The organism is Sanguibacter sp. Z6_81 (assembly GCF_057180625.1).
In genome coordinates this window covers 303573-318338 of the sequence record NZ_JBXUFV010000001.1, presented here as the reverse complement: position 1 = coordinate 318338, position 14766 = coordinate 303573, and the positions used below count along the sequence as shown (strand labels likewise).

Below are 14766 nucleotides of genomic sequence, written 5' to 3'. Positions count from 1 at the left end.
TACCAGAGGGCGACAGACGCACTCACGAGGAACAGCCGGTCGCCGGCACTCGGACCCCCTGGGAAAGGCACGACCATGAACATCAGCAAGCCTGTCCGGCTCATCGGAACCCTCCTCATCGTCGCCGGGCTCCTGCTCGTGGTCGGCGGAGTCGCCACCTGGGTGACCGTCCGCAGCCAGCTCGTCGCGGAGCAGATCGTCATCCCGGACGACGCCATGGCATTCGGTGGCAAGACCGTCAACGGCCCGCTCGACGCGTTCGTGCAGGCAGACATCATCAACGAGCACGCGCTCGCATCGTCCAACGGCAGCACCTACGCGGAGCTCGACAAGGAAGACCCGGTCCGCGCCACGGTCATGAACGCCTCGTTCCTGCGGTCCTCCCTCTTCACCTCGGTCATCGCCTTCGGTGTCGCAGCCTTCGCCGGTGGCATGGGCGTCCTGTTCGCCCTCACCGGAGTAGCACTGCGCCGCATCGACTCCGACGCCTCCCAGACTGCCGGTGCTGCCCGCGCCGGCTCCGCCCCCGAGAGCTCCCGCGCCTCGGCCTGAACCTCCCAGGGCGTCGACGGCCCCGCATCCAACCTAGGGTGCGGGGCCTTCGACGCGCCCGGCGTTCGGAGCACTCACCACGAACGACGATGGGCCGGTCCTCAGTGAGGACCGGCCCATCGTGCACACTGAGCGGATGACGGGAATCGAACCCGCGCTATCAGCTTGGGAAGCTGAAGTTCTACCATTGAACTACATCCGCATGACGCCCGGGCAGGTAGGGCAGGAGCCCTGACGCCCGTGGAACGCGAACACGATCATACCCATACGACAGGACGGTGCGAAGTGAGCACACCCGGCAGCGGCTCGTACGGCACGGGTCCGACGGGGCAGGGACAACCCGACTGGCTGCGCAAGCAGACTCCGGGGACGACCCCGAACCCGCAGTCTCCGCCGCAGCAGCCGGGCGGCTACCAGCCAGGTGGCTACCAGCCCAGTGGCTACCAGCCAGGCGGCTACCAGCCCGGTGGCTATGAGCCGGGCGGCTCCCAACCAGGGGGCTTCCAGCCGGGTGGCTACCCCTACCAGGGTGCTGCGCCGGGCGGATTCGCCCCGAACAACCCGTGGGCACCCCAGGACCCGTACGCGAAGTCGCGGCTCGTCGCCGGGCTGCTCGGCATCTTTGCCGGCGGACTGGGGCTCCACCGCTTCTACCTCGGGTATGTCGGCATCGGTGTCGTCCAGATCGTCGCGTCCGTCCTGACGTTCGGCGCCGCGTCCCTGTGGGGATTCATCGAGGGCATCCTCTACCTCACCGCGAAGCAGGGCACCTACTCCCACGACGCGACGGGCCGCCCGCTGCGGGACTGACCGCGCGCTCGGGTCGGCCGCAGCAGGCGCCGTGCGCAGGGGCGCTCCCCGGGCAGCGACGTCAAGGGGGGTTGCCACGAGGGAGTGAGCCGCTACCGTTGCACCGTGCTGCTCTCCGACCGCGACATCCGCGATGAACTGTCCACCGGGCGCGTCCGGCTCGAGCCGTGCGACGAGGCCATGATCCAGCCGTCGAGCATCGACGTCCGCCTCGACCGCCTCTTCCGGTTGTTCGACAACCACAAGTACCCGTTCATCGACCCGGCGGCTGACCAGCCCGATCTCACGAGGCTCGTGGAGGCCGAGCCGGACGAGCCGTTCGTGCTGCACCCGGGCGAGTTCGTCCTCGGTTCCACGTTCGAGGCCGTCACGCTGCCCGACGACGTCGCAGCCCGCCTCGAGGGCAAGTCCTCGCTCGGTCGCCTGGGGCTGCTCACCCACTCGACCGCGGGCTTCATCGACCCGGGCTTCTCCGGGCACGTGACGCTCGAGCTGAGCAACGTCGCGACGCTGCCCATCCTCCTGTGGCCCGGGATGAAGATCGGCCAGCTGTGCTTCTTCCGTCTCTCGTCGCCCGCCGAGCACCCCTACGGCTCCGAGCGGTACGGCTCGCGCTATCAGGGCCAGCGGGGGCCGACGGCCTCCCGCTCGTCGCAGAACTTCCATCGCAGCGACGTCTGAGTCATGAGCACGCTGCCGCCGGCGCCGATCCTGTCCCCGCTCCCACCCACCTCGACCCTGCCGATCGCGAACCTCTACGAACGGCACCTCCTCGGGGTCCCGGACGACGTCGCGCCGTTCGAGATCGAGGCGCTCGCGCTCTCGCGGTTCCCGGCGACCCGGTGGGAGTCCGAGCCGGCAGAGCACGGTGCGGCCGGTGCGCCGGAGCTCGACCCCGGGGCGCTGCGCACCTCCCGGCACACGGTCGTCAGAGGTCCGTACGCGCCGGTGGCCGCAGACGGTTCGCCCCTCGGCTTCGGCCGGGCGGTGTCGATGGTGTACGACGTGCAGAGCCCGCGGGAGCGAGGCGCGGCGCCCTACCAGGGTGGAGGAGACCGGGACGGCCTCGCACGCGTCTTCGCGGCGGGCCTGCCCGTGCGCGAGGAGTGGCGCGTCGTCACGTGGCTCGTCGCCGTCGCCCGCCGGCTCGGTGGGTCCGTCGTGTTCTCCGTCGGTGACGGGGCGACCAGCCTCCTCACGCCTGACCCGGCCGTCGCCGTCGACGTCGCGCTGTACTCCGGCGTCTGGCTCGACCCGGACGCGGCGCTCAACGTGTGCCAGGCGGCCCATCCCGGTGCGCAGCTCTCCAGCCTCGGTCTGCCCTGGGCGGGCCCGCCCGCGACGACCGGGATCGTGCCTGCCCTCCCCGACAGCCCGCTCACCGCCGAACAGCTCGCCGCCCTGCACGAGCGCGCGGACGAGTTCGACGTCGAGGCCATGTCCCATCCGCCGTTGCTCAGCGGGTACGGCGTCGAGGTCGATCTCGGCCGTGACGGTCTCGTCACCGTCGAGGTCGGCGGCGTGGAGACCGTCCCGACGGCTCTCAGCGGTTGCTCGTGGGCAGCGCAGGGAGCTGTCGCGTACCTCGTCCGGTGGACCCCCGAGGACCTCGTCGACTGGCAGCGCGAGGTGCCGTCGTTCGACCTGCGACGTTCGCGGACGCGCGCCGCAGGCGTCGTCGCGCGACTCGCTCGCGCCGTGCACGGAGCCGTGGGTGGGCTCGTCGTCGACCAGGACGAGTTCCTCCTCGACCCCGAGGACCTCTGAGGTCCCCGACCGGCATGTGACGCTTCTCCCCGTGAGGACCGCTTTCCTCGCGCGCTGACCTGCTTCAACGGTTGGTAAACTCTTCGGGAACCTCCACAACTCCACACCCCCCACAGGTGCGCCGTGCCCCGGCGCAGCGTGGGTTGACCGACCACCGCCCAACAGGACGGAGCGGACGTGCTGATACTGCTCGTTGCCCACGTTGTCTTGGCACTAGCCGCGCCCGCTCTCGTCTCCTGGTTGGGCCGCAGAGCGTTCCTCCTCATGGCGCTCGCGCCCGCGTCGGCCTCCGTCTACGCCCTCACCTGGACCGGCCGCGTCATGGACGGGGAGCACCCGGTCGAGATGATCGAGTGGATCCCCGTGCTCGGCATGGAGATCTCCTTCCGCATGGACACGTTGTCGTGGCTCATGCTCGTCATCGTCGGTGGCGTCGGTGCCCTCGTGCTCGCCTACTGCTCCGCGTACTTCGCCGCCGCAGCCTCGTCGCTCGGGCGGTTCGGCGGGATCCTCGTCGCGTTCGCGGGCTCGATGGTGGGCCTCGTCACCGCGGACGACATGCTCCTGCTGTTCGTCTTCTGGGAGCTCACGACCGTCTTCTCCTACCTGCTCATCGGTCACTACCACGACCGCAAGGCGAGCCGCCGGGCGGGCATGCAGGCCATCGTCATCACGACCGCGGGCGGTCTGGCGATGCTCGTGGGGGTGGTGATCCTCGGCATGACCGCACCCACCGGGTTCAGCCTCTCCGGTCTCCTCGCCGACCCGCCCGCGGGCACCGCGGTCACCGCCGCCGTCGTGTGCCTGCTCGTGGGTGCCGCGACGAAGTCCGCGCTCATCCCGGTGCACTTCTGGTTGCCCGCGGCGATGGCTGCACCCACGCCGGTCAGCGCCTACCTGCACGCCGCGGCCATGGTCAAGGCCGGCGTCTACCTCGTCGCCCGGTTCGCGCCCGCCTACTCCGACCTGTCCGTCTGGGTCGGGATCATCGTCGTCCTCGGCTGCGGCACGCTGCTGCTCGGGGGGTACCGGGCGTTGCGGCAGAACGACCTCAAGCTCGTCCTCGCGTACGGCACCGTGAGCCAGCTGGGGCTCATCGTGCTGCTCGTCGGGCTCGGCACGCGGGGCGCCGCGCTCGCCGGGCTCGCCATGATCGGCGCGCACGCGATGTTCAAGGCGGCGCTCTTCCTCACCGTCGGCGTCATCGACGCCGCGACCGGCACCCGCGACCTGCGGCGCCTCACCGGCGTCGGGCGCGCTCTGCCCATGACCGCCGTCGCCGGTGGGCTCGCGACGGCGTCGATGATCGGCCTGCCGCCGTTTGCCGGCTACGTCGCGAAGGAGTCGCTCCTCGAGTCCCTGCTGCACGACGGCGTCCCGGGCGGCGAACCGTGGGTCGGGTGGGTGGTCATCGTGGCCGTCGTGCTCGGCTCCATCCTCACCGTCGCCTACGGGCTGCGGTTCTTCTGGGGCGCGTTCGCCTCGAAGTCCGACAACCCCGCGATCGCCATCGCGCCGCGCACCCCGGAGGGCGGCGAGGTCGAGACCGGGCTCATCGACCCCACGGAGATCTCCCGGCAGCCGCTGCTCCTCGTCCTGCCGCCACTCGTGCTCGCGATCGGCGGCCTGGCGGCCGCCCTCGTGCCCCAGGTGGGCGACGCGTTGCTCCAGCCCCAGGCCAAGCTCTACCCCTCGGGCGACGACGGCCACCTCGTCCTGTGGGCGGGCGTCGGGCCGGCGCTCGGGCTCACAGCGCTCATCCTCGGTACCGGCGCGCTGCTGTTCTGGCGGCGCCGCGCCGTCGAGCGTCTCCAGGCCGCCCTGCCGCACGTCGGCGACGCCGACCGCGCGTACCGCCGGTTCATGCGTGTGCTCGACGACTTCGCTGCCGACGTCACCGCCCTGACGCAGCGCGGCTCGCTCCCGTTCTACCTCGGCGCGATCCTCATGGTGCTCGTCGCGGGGCCGGGCGTCGTGCTCCTCACGCAGACGGACCCGCCCGACGCGGTCCGGCTCTGGGACACCCCGGCGCAGGTCGCGCCGGTGCTCATCATCATCGTCGCCGTGACCCTCGCGGCACGCTCGCGCCGCCGCCTCAAGGCCGTGCTCCTCGTGGGCTTCGCGGGGTACGCCGTCGCGCTGCTGTTCCTCCTGCACGGTGCACCGGACCTCGCGCTCACGCAGGTGCTCGTCGAGACGGTGACGCTCGTCGTCATGGTGCTCGTCCTGCGCCGGCTTCCGCCGTACTTCTCCTACCGGCCGCTCGCCATGACCCGGTGGGTGCGGCTGGCCATCGCGGTCGCGGTGGGTGTCGTCGTCATGGGGCTCGCGCTCGTCGCGCCGGGCGTCCGCATCCACGACCCCGTCTCGGTGGACTTCCCCGAGGAGGCCTACGAGTTCGGCGGCGGACGCAACATCGTCAACGTCACGCTCGTCGACATCCGCGCCTGGGACACGATGGGGGAGATCTCGGTGCTGCTCGTCGCAGCGACCGGTGTCGCGTCGCTCGTGTTCATCCGGCGTCGCGGCGGGGAGATCCTGCGCGCCCAGCCGGTGAGCGACGAGAGCTCGTCGTGGTACCACAAGGGATGGGCCGAGCCCGCGGACGGCAGCAACGTCGACGCCCGGGACCCCCGGTCGTTCGCGAGCCTGGAGGCGAAGCCCGTCGCGCCCCTTCCGAACTCCGCCCGGCACCGGGTGTGGCTCCCGGGCGGACGGACGCTCGCTCCCGTCCGCCGCTCGGTGATCTTCGAGGTCGTCACCCGGCTGCTGTTCCACTCGATGATCGTCTTCGCGCTGTTCCTCCTGTTCTCCGGCCACAACGCACCCGGGGGTGGTTTCGCCGCAGGGATCGTCGTCGGGATCGCGCTGATCATCCGCTACCTCGCAGGTGGCAGGTACGAGCTCGGCGAGGCCCTGCCGGTGCAGCCCGGTCTGCTGCTCGGCACGGGGCTCTTCCTGTCTGCCGGCGTCGGCCTCTTCGCCCTCATCCTCGGCGCGGAGGTGCTGCAGAGCGTCATCCTCGAGGTCGACGTCCCGCTGCTGGGCCACGTCAAGCTCGTCACCTCGTTGTTCTTCGACCTCGGGGTGCTGCTCGTCGTCATCGGCCTCATCCTCGACATCCTGCGCACCCTCGGCGTCGAGATTGACAGGCACGCCGACGGCTCGGACTCCGACACGGAGGACCTGGGCTCCGAACCGGAGAGCGCTGACGCGGAGGTGGAGCAGTGAACATCGACATGAGCCCCAACATCGTGCTCGTGCTCGCGATCGGCGCGCTCTTCATCTCCGGGGTGTACCTGCTCCTCGAGCGCAGCCTCACCCGTGTGCTGCTCGGCTTCATCCTGCTCGGCAACGGCGCGAACCTCCTGTTCCTCGTGGCGAGCGGGCGGGCGGGCCATGCCCCGCTCGTGGGGGTCACCGAGACCGCGGACATGAGCGACCCCCTGCCGCAGGCGATGGTGCTCACCGCGATCGTCATCACCCTCGCGCTCACGGCGTTCGTGCTGGCCATGGCGTACCGGTCGTGGCAGCTCAACGGCAACGACGAGGTCCAGGACGACGTCGAGGACCGCCGCATCGTGCGGCTCGCCGCGAAGAACGCACCGTCCTTCACGGACCTCGACGCCGGTGAGAGCACGGAGACCATCGACGAGGAAGCCGCCGCGGCGCGCGACGAGACGGGACGGCCGACCGTATGAACGACATGTCCTGGCTCGTCCCCCTGCCGGTCGTCATGCCGCTGTTCGCGGCCGGGCTCGCCCTCGCGATGTACCGGCACCCGCGGGCGCAGCGGGTCATCAGCGTCGTCGCGCTCACCCTCATGCTCGCCGCCGGCGCGGCGCTGCTCGTGCTCGCCGACTCCGGACCGGTCGTCGTCGACGTCGGCGGATGGTCGGCGCCGGTCGGCATCAACCTCGTCGCCGACCGCCTCTCCTCGCTCATGCTCGTCGTCTCGAGCACCGTGATGCTCTGCGTCCTGCTGTACTCGCTCGGTCAGGGTGTGAGCGACGGCGACGAGGCGGCACCGGTCTCCATCTACCACCCGACATACCTCGTCCTCGCGGCAGGCGTGTCCAACGCCTTCCTGGCAGGGGACCTGTTCAACCTCTACGTCGGCTTCGAGATCCTCCTCGCGGCGAGCTACGTGCTGCTCACTCTCGGGGGGACGGGCGAGCGCATCCGCGCGGGGTCGATCTACGTCGTCGTGGCCCTGCTGTCGTCGATCATCTTCCTCGTCGCGATCGCCCTCATCTATGCCGCGACCGGCACGGTGAACATGGCGCAGCTGGCCCAACGGCTCCCCGAGATCGACTCGGGGGTGCGGCTGACGCTCCAGCTCATGCTGCTGCTCGCGTTCGGCATCAAGGCCGCGATCTTCCCGCTGTCGGCCTGGCTGCCGGACTCCTACCCGACCGCCCCGGCTCCGGTCACCGCGGTCTTCGCGGGCCTGCTCACCAAGGTCGGCGTGTACGCGATCATGCGGACCCAGACGCTGCTGTTCCCGGACGGGCGCCTCGACACGGTGCTGCTGTGGCTCTCGCTCGCGACGATGATCGTCGGGATCCTCGGCGCGGTCGCGCAGAACGACATCAAACGACTGCTGTCGTTCACCCTCGTGAGCCACATCGGGTACATGATCTTCGGCATCGCTCTCGCGAGCCAGGCCGGGCTGGGTGCCTCGATCTTCTACGTGGCCCACCACATCACCGTCCAGACGACGCTCTTCCTCGTCGTCGGCCTCGTGGAGCGTCGTGGCGGCACGACGTCGCTCGACCGGCTCGGTGGGCTCGCGAAGATCGCTCCCGGCCTCGCGGTGCTGTTCTTCATCCCGGCGATGAACCTCGCAGGGATTCCGCCCATGTCCGGGTTCCTCGGCAAGGTGGGACTGCTCGAGGCCGGCGTCGCCCACGGCACCCCCCTGGCGTACACGCTCGTCATCGGGAGCGTCGTGACGTCGCTGCTCACGCTGTACGCGATCGTCAAGGCGTGGAACAAGGCGTTCTGGCAGACGCCGCCGGAGGAGATCCCCGACGCCACGTTGCCGCGCACGATGGTGGGCCCCACGGCGGTCCTCGTGGCGCTCGGCCTGGCGCTCACCGTCGTCGCCGGACCCCTGTACTCCTACGCGGACCGTGCCGGGAAGACGCTGCTCGACCCGGCGAACTACATCGACGAGGTGCTCGGCTCCGACGGCCGGGGCCAGGGGGAGTCGACCGAGACCGCTGAGGAGGACGCATGACGATCCATCGTCGTCGCCGACGGCTCGCCGCCCAGTGGCCCGCCATCGTCGGGCTCGCGCTCGTCTGGGTGCTGCTGTGGGGCGACCTGTCGTGGGCGAACGTCGTGTCGGGTCTCGCGATCGGGCTCTGCGTGACCCTCCTGATGCCGTTGCCCCCGATCGGGTACCACGGCACGGTGCGCCCGCTGAGCCTGCTCGTCCTCGTCGCGAAGTTCGGTCTCGACCTCGTCGTCGCGTCGGTCCAGGTGAGCCTGCAGGCGTTCCGGTTCGGTCACGTGCCGCGGGGCGCCGTGGTCGGGGTGCGGCTGCGCAGCTCCTCCGACCTCTACCTCACCCTTGTCGCGGAGCTCAGCTCCCTCGTGCCCGGGTCCCTCGTCATCGAGGCGCACCGGCTCACCGGGATGCTCTACCTGCACGTGCTCGACATCGAGGCGTACGGCGGGATCGAGAAGGTCCGCTCGGACGTCCTGTCGCTCGAGCGTCGCGTGCTGCGCGCCCTGGCGTCCGACGAGGAGCTGAGCCGTGCCGGGGTCAGCCCGAGGCCCACGCGCGGGCGGCCCGCGCCCGCCCCGTCCAGCCCGGAGGTGCGCCCATGACCGCCGTCGCCATCATCTGCGGGGTGCTGCTCGCCGGTGCCGCGATCCTCGCACTCGTCCGGGCCGAGCGTGGGCCGAGCATGCTCGACCGCACGGTCGCGCTCGACGTGTTCGTCACCGCTGTCGTCGGCGCGATCGTCGTCGAGTCGGCCCTGACCCGGCGCACGGACACCCTGCCGGTCCTCGTGGTCCTCGCGATGGTCGGCTTCGTCGGGTCCGTGGCCATCGCGCGGTTCGCCGCGATCGAGCCGGAGGGTGAGGGGCGCATCCGGACGCCCGAGGAGCTCGCGCTCGAGGAGGCGGAGAAGGACGCCGCTGAGGCCGGCCTCCGGGGCGCCGCGACGGATGACGACGCCCTGCACGCGCCGGTTGCTGCGACGGACGACGACGAGGTGGGTGACCGATGAGCTGGTCGGTGGTGGCGGACGTCGCGGCGGCGGTGTGCCTGCTCTCCGGGGCGTTCCTCGCGTTCGCTGCGGGGGTGGGCGTACTGAGGTTCCCGAACCTCCTGGCCCGCATGCACGCGGGGACCAAGCCGCAGGTGCTCGGCCTCATCCTCCTGCTCACGGGGGAGGCGCTGCGGGTCCGCAACCTCCAGGTCGTGGGGATGCTCGTGCTCATCGCGGTCTTCCAGCTGCTCACGGCGCCGGTCGCGGCGCACATGGTCGGCCGGGCGGGGTACCGCACGGGCAAGGTGCCGAGCGACGAGCTCGTCGTCGACGAGCTCACCCAGGACCAGGAGCAGGGGCCGCGGAACGAGGTCGGCTGAGGCACAGACGCGCCTGACGCAACCGGGACGCTGACGCGAGCTCCGCGTCGCGCGGGCAGGTGGGCAGCCCGGTCTAGCGTCCGCGCGGGCCGAGCGTCTCGTCGAGCCAGCTCACGACGGCCGCGTGATAGGCGTCCCGTGCGGGTCGCGCGGAGAGAGCGAGGTCGTGCGCTCCGCCCTCGATGCGCACGAGCGTGACGTCCGGGCCGAGACCCGGTGCGCGGGCGGCGATCTGCTCGACGTCGAGCACGCTGTCGGTGGCGAGGATCGCGTCGTGCCACCGCGTGGCGTCTCCGGTCGCCCCAGAGGTGAGGACGAGCACGGGACACCGGATGTCGAGGCCTGCAGCGATGCGTCCGTGTCCCCGGCGGATTGCGCGGACCCACGCGGCGCGGGCGGGGAACCCTTCGTGCGGTTTCCAGGCGAGGTCGTACGTCCACTCGCCGCCGCTGTCCGCGTGCAGGGCGCGTCCGTAGTGCGGCGCGAGGTTCCCGACGACGAGTCGCGGGGTGACCGACGCGGCGGCGGCGATGAGGCGCGTCGCGACGACGCGATGGAACCACGGCTTGTTGAGGTCGAACCACGGGCTGTTGAGCACGAGCGCGTCGACGACGCGCGGCTGTCCGGGGCGGGTCCGCGCGTTCGCCCAGAGGCTCGTGACGAGACCACCCGTGGAGTGCCCGACGACGACGAGCTCGGTGTGGCCCTCGGCCCGGACGATGCTCGCGGCGAGGTCGAGCTCCTCGGCGTACGCGGCGAGCTCGCGGACGTCGTTGGGTGTCTGGTGGCTGCGCAGCGAGCGCCCGTACTTGCGCAGGTCGAGCGCGTAGAAGTCGAACCCGTGGTGCTCGAGCTGCGCGGCGGTGTGCGCCTGGAAGAAGTAGTCGGCGAACCCGTGGACGTACAGGACGGCGCGTCGCCCCCGAGGGGTGCCGGCGCGCCGCACGAGCGTCGCGACGACGGGGCCTTCGTCATCGGGCGTGAGCTCGAGGGTGCGAGCCACCCACTCGTCACCGAGCACGTCCGGGGACCACGCCGCGTACGGCGTGGTCCCCGGACCGGTGTCACTCATCGTGCTGTGTCGTGCCCTGGCGGACGCTTACTGCGATCCCCACGGCTGCTGGGGCGGCTGCCCCTGCTGCGGGGGCTGCGGCTGGCCGAACTGGCCGGGCTGGCCGGGCTGACCGAACTGCTGGGGCTGGCCGGGCTGGCCGTACTGCGGCTGGCCGGGCTGACCGAACTGCTGGGGCTGGCCGGGCTGGCCGTACTGCGGCTGGCCGGGCTGACCGTACTGCTGCTGACCCCACTGGCCCTGGCCGCCGGTGGGGCCGTTGCCGCCGTTCTTGTTCTTGTTGCGCAGGAGGAACCACGTGACGAGCCCGGCGAGCGCGAGCACGACGATGCCGATGACGAGCCACAGGACCCAGCCGTTGCCGTCGTCGGAGTCCTCGTCCGCCTCGGAGCTCGTGTCGTCGGCCGGTGCGTCGCCGCCGTCGACCGGGCCGCGGGCCGACATCTCGAGCACCTCACCGTAGACGGCCGTCCAGGTGACCGTGCTGCCGTCGATCTCGCCGGTGGCCTCGGTGACCTCACCGGGGAACGTCACCATGAACTGGATGTCGATCGAGTCGAGCATGTCCTGCATCTCGGCGGCGACGTCGTCGTCCGCGCCCTCGAGGTCACCCATGTCGGTGCCCATCTCCTCGGCGAGGTCGAGCGTGCCGGAGACGACGTACTCGTCGCCCTCCCGGGTGATGGACAGCGAGTCGTCCGCGCCCTCGAACTCGTCGAGGGGCAGCTCCTCGAACGAGAGCTCCTTGCCGGTGTAGCCGTCCTCGACGTAGTCCGTGGAGGTCATCTCCTCGGGCATGTCGCTCTCGAAGTCGGAGCCGTACATCTCCCAGAACTCGTCGGTGGTCATGCCGGCGTCCTCGATCACCTGGTCCTCGACGGCCATGATGATCGATCCGCTGACGGTGTCGTCGTCGTTGATGGTCATGGCCGTGTGCATGCGCATGCACCCGCTGAGGCTCAGGGCGATGGCGGCGGTGGCCGCCACAGCGGTCATCTTCTTCATGGTCATCCTTCGGTCTCCGCGAGCAGCCGGCGGGCCGGATCGGTGGTGCTGCTCGGCGCTGGGTCAACTCTTCCACAGCATGGCCCTGCGCAGCCGCCGGAGAGCGGGTGAGGGTAGTTCTCCCCAGTCTGCCCGGTTCCCGCGGACGAGCCGGGGCGGGGAGGGGGAGGGCTGGTCGGGTGTGTCATCCCTGGCAGGGCGAAGTTGAGTGAATTAGACTCAAGTTCAGCCACACCGTGCACGACCAGCTGGAGGATCCATGGATGCTCACCTGACCACCTTGTCCCAGCAGGCGCTGGGGGAGGCGATCCAGTCGGCCACCGCCGCGGGCAACCCGCAGGTGGAGCCCGTCCACCTGCTCGCCGCCCTGCTCGCCCAGACCACGGGCACCACTCCCGGTCTCCTGCGCGAGATCGGTGCGGACCCGCAGGCGATCGGCGCCGACGTCCGCCGTGCCCTCGTCGCCCTCCCGACGGTCACCGGCAACGCTGTCGCGGAGCCGACGGTCTCGCCCGCCCTCACCGCAGTGCTCAAGCACGCGCGCACCGAGGCGTCCGACCTCACCGACGAGTACCTCTCCACCGAGCACCTGCTCCTCGGGCTCGCGGCGGCGCCGTCCCCCACCGCGGACCTGCTGCGTCGTGCGGGGGTCACCCGGGACGCCCTCGCTGCTGCGATCCCCGCGGTGCGCGGTAACAAGCGCGTCACCTCACCCAACCCCGAGGGCACGTACAAGGCGCTCGAGCAGTACGGTCTCGACCTCACGCAAGCGGCGAGCGAAGGTCGGCTCGACCCCGTCGTCGGGCGGGACGCCGAGATCCGGCGCGTCGTCCAGGTGCTCTCGCGGCGCACCAAGAACAACCCCGTCCTCATCGGCGAGCCCGGCGTCGGCAAGACGGCAGTCGTCGAAGGGCTGGCCCAGCGCATCGTCGCGGGCGACGTCCCGGACTCCCTCAAGGGCAAGCGCCTCATCTCGCTCGACCTCGCCGCGATGCTCGCGGGCGCCAAGTACCGGGGCGACTTCGAGGAGCGCCTCAAGGCGGTGCTCGAGGAGATCAAGGGGTCCGACGGTGAGGTCGTCACCTTCATCGACGAGCTGCACACGGTGGTCGGCGCCGGTGGCGGTGGCGGGGACTCGTCCATCGACGCCGGGAACATGCTCAAGCCCATGCTCGCCCGGGGCGAGCTGCGCCTCGTGGGCGCCACGACGCTCGACGAGTACCGCGAGAGCATCGAGAAGGACCCGGCCCTCGAGCGGCGGTTCCAGCAGGTGTTCGTCGGTGAGCCGTCGGTCGAGGACACCATCGCCATCCTGCGTGGTCTGAACTCACGTTACGAGGCGCACCACCGGGTGACGATCTCCGACGCCGCGCTCGTCGCGGCGGCCACGCTCTCCGACCGGTACATCAGCGGCCGGCAGCTGCCCGACAAGGCGATCGACCTCGTCGACGAGGCCGCGTCCCGGCTGCGCATGGAGATGGACTCGTCCCCGACGGAGATCGACACCCTCCAGCGAGCCGTGACACGCCTCGAGATGGAGGAGCTCGCGCTGTCCAAGGCTGAGGACGACGCCTCGAAGCAGCGGCTCACGGAGCTCCGCGCCACCCTGGCCGACCGACGCGAGGAGCTCGCGGCCCTCACCGCCCGCTGGCAGGCGGAGAAGGGCGGGTTCAACCGCGTCGGCGAGCTGCGCAAGCGCAAGGACGAGCTCGAGTCCCAGCGGGACCGCGCCGAGCGCGAGGGCGACCTCGAGACGGCGTCGCGCATCCGGTACGGCGAGCTCCCGGCACTCGAGAAGGAGCTGGCCGGAGCCGAGGAGGCCGAGCGGGAGGCCGAGTCGGACGAGGACGCGCTGCCCCGCCTCGTCGGTGACAAGGTGGGCGCGGACGAGATCGCCGAGGTCGTCTCGGCCTGGACGGGCATCCCCGCGGGCCGCCTGCTCCAGGGCGAGAGCAAGAAGCTCCTGTCGATGGAGGAGATCATCGGCCAGCGCCTCATCGGCCAGAAGGCCGCCGTCGCGGCCGTGTCCGACGCGGTGCGTCGTGCCCGCGCCGGGGTGTCGGACCCCAACCGGCCCACGGGCTCGTTCCTCTTCCTCGGTCCCACCGGCGTCGGCAAGACCGAGCTGGCGAAGTCGCTCGCCGACTTCCTGTTCGACGACGAGCGCGCGATGGTCCGCATCGACATGTCGGAGTACAGCGAGAAGCACAGCGTCGCCCGGCTCGTCGGTGCGCCTCCCGGGTACGTCGGCTACGAGGAGGGCGGTCAGCTCACCGAGGCCGTCCGGCGGCGTCCGTACTCCGTCGTGCTCCTCGACGAGGTGGAGAAGGCGCACCCCGAGGTGTTCGACATCCTCCTGCAGGTGCTCGACGACGGGCGGCTCACCGACGGCCAGGGGCGCACGGTCGACTTCCGCAACGTCATCCTCGTGCTCACCTCCAACCTCGGGTCCCAGTACCTCGTCGACCCGCTGCTCGACGACGCCGCGCGCCGGGAGGCCGTCATGGCGGCGGTCCGCGACGCGTTCAAGCCGGAGTTCCTCAACCGCCTCGACGAGATCGTGATGTTCGACGCCCTCGGGCTCGACGACCTCGCACGGATCGTCGACCTCCAGGTGGCGGAGCTCGCGAAGCGCCTCGAGTCGCGCCGCATCGTCCTGGACGTCACCCAGGCGGCGCGCGAGTGGCTCGCCATCGAAGGGTTCGACCCGACGTACGGGGCGCGGCCCCTGCGTCGCCTCGTGCAGCGGCAGATCGGCGACCAGCTCGCCCGGCTCATGCTCTCGGGCGAGGTGGGCGACGGGGCGACCGTCGTCGTCGACCACCCGGTCGACGTCGGCGCGGAGCAGGTGCTCGTCGACGGCGCGGACGACGCGGTGGCCGGTCCCAGCTCGGCCCAGTCCGGCGGCCTGGTCCTCACGGTGCGCTGACCGGACCTCCGTGCGGACGAGCTC

At 71.1% G+C, this 14766-nt stretch carries 13 protein-coding genes and 1 tRNA gene; 11 read left to right on the top strand and 3 right to left on the bottom strand.

The window, feature by feature from the left end; genetic code table 11:
• Window positions 1–75 precede the first annotated feature (75 nt).
• Window positions 76–552 (top strand): aromatic ring-opening dioxygenase LigA, encoded by a 477-nt coding sequence (locus AC2AXK_RS01510; RefSeq protein WP_484343563.1) that lies wholly within the window; start codon window positions 76–78, stop codon window positions 550–552.
• Between the two features lie 131 nt (window positions 553–683).
• On the opposite strand, the gene AC2AXK_RS01505 is transcribed toward AC2AXK_RS01510, so the two are convergent.
• Window positions 684–754: transfer RNA gene (locus AC2AXK_RS01505), tRNA-Gly, on the bottom strand.
• 83 nt (window positions 755–837) lie between these two features.
• Here AC2AXK_RS01505 and AC2AXK_RS01500 point away from each other — a divergent pair.
• The 9 genes from AC2AXK_RS01500 (at window position 838) to mnhG (ending at window position 9736) form a co-directional block, all read left to right on the top strand.
• Window positions 838–1362 (top strand): TM2 domain-containing protein, encoded by a 525-nt coding sequence (locus AC2AXK_RS01500; protein WP_484343562.1) that lies wholly within the window; start codon window positions 838–840, stop codon window positions 1360–1362.
• 105 nt (window positions 1363–1467) lie between these two features.
• On the top strand, window positions 1468–2043 hold the full coding sequence (gene dcd, locus AC2AXK_RS01495) for a dCTP deaminase (RefSeq protein ID WP_484343561.1): 576 nt from the start codon (window positions 1468–1470) through the stop codon (window positions 2041–2043).
• 3 nt (window positions 2044–2046) lie between these two features.
• Complete coding sequence (locus AC2AXK_RS01490; protein WP_484343560.1) at window positions 2047–3129, top strand: hypothetical protein; 1083 nt, start codon at window positions 2047–2049, stop codon at window positions 3127–3129.
• Window positions 3130–3306: 177 nt separating this feature from the next.
• Window positions 3307–6360 carry a Na+/H+ antiporter subunit A gene (locus tag AC2AXK_RS01485; protein WP_484343559.1) on the top strand — a complete coding sequence of 1018 codons (3054 nt, stop codon included), beginning with the start codon at window positions 3307–3309 and terminating at the stop codon, window positions 6358–6360.
• 8 nt (window positions 6361–6368) lie between these two features.
• Complete coding sequence (locus AC2AXK_RS01480; protein WP_484344234.1) at window positions 6369–6830, top strand: Na(+)/H(+) antiporter subunit C; 462 nt, start codon at window positions 6369–6371, stop codon at window positions 6828–6830.
• Window positions 6827–8371 (top strand): Na+/H+ antiporter subunit D, encoded by a 1545-nt coding sequence (locus AC2AXK_RS01475; RefSeq protein WP_484343558.1) that lies wholly within the window; start codon window positions 6827–6829, stop codon window positions 8369–8371. The genes AC2AXK_RS01480 and AC2AXK_RS01475 overlap by 4 nt, the downstream gene beginning before the upstream one ends.
• Window positions 8368–8967, top strand: a complete 600-nt coding sequence (locus AC2AXK_RS01470) for a Na+/H+ antiporter subunit E (protein WP_484343557.1) — start codon at window positions 8368–8370, stop codon at window positions 8965–8967. The genes AC2AXK_RS01475 and AC2AXK_RS01470 overlap by 4 nt, the downstream gene beginning before the upstream one ends.
• A complete protein-coding gene (locus AC2AXK_RS01465; protein ID WP_484343556.1) occupies window positions 8964–9374 on the top strand; it encodes an MrpF/PhaF family protein in 411 nt (136 codons plus the stop codon). The genes AC2AXK_RS01470 and AC2AXK_RS01465 overlap by 4 nt, the downstream gene beginning before the upstream one ends.
• Entirely contained in the window at window positions 9371–9736 is a 366-nt protein-coding gene (mnhG, locus tag AC2AXK_RS01460; protein ID WP_484343555.1) for a monovalent cation/H(+) antiporter subunit G, read from the top strand. Before AC2AXK_RS01465 ends, mnhG begins: the two co-directional genes overlap by 4 nt.
• Before the next feature lie 73 nt (window positions 9737–9809).
• On the opposite strand, the gene AC2AXK_RS01455 is transcribed toward mnhG, so the two are convergent.
• Window positions 9810–10808: an alpha/beta hydrolase gene (locus AC2AXK_RS01455; RefSeq protein WP_484343554.1), complete on the bottom strand. Its 999-nt coding sequence runs from the start codon at window positions 10806–10808 to the stop codon at window positions 9810–9812.
• 27 nt (window positions 10809–10835) lie between these two features.
• On the bottom strand, window positions 10836–11813 hold the full coding sequence (locus tag AC2AXK_RS01450; RefSeq protein WP_484343553.1) for an LppM family (lipo)protein: 978 nt from the start codon (window positions 11811–11813) through the stop codon (window positions 10836–10838).
• A gap of 259 nt (window positions 11814–12072) precedes the next feature.
• On the opposite strand from AC2AXK_RS01450, the gene clpB reads away from it, so the two are divergent.
• Complete coding sequence (gene clpB, locus AC2AXK_RS01445; RefSeq protein ID WP_484343552.1) at window positions 12073–14742, top strand: ATP-dependent chaperone ClpB; 2670 nt, start codon at window positions 12073–12075, stop codon at window positions 14740–14742.
• The last annotated feature ends 24 nt before the right edge of the window (window positions 14743–14766 follow it).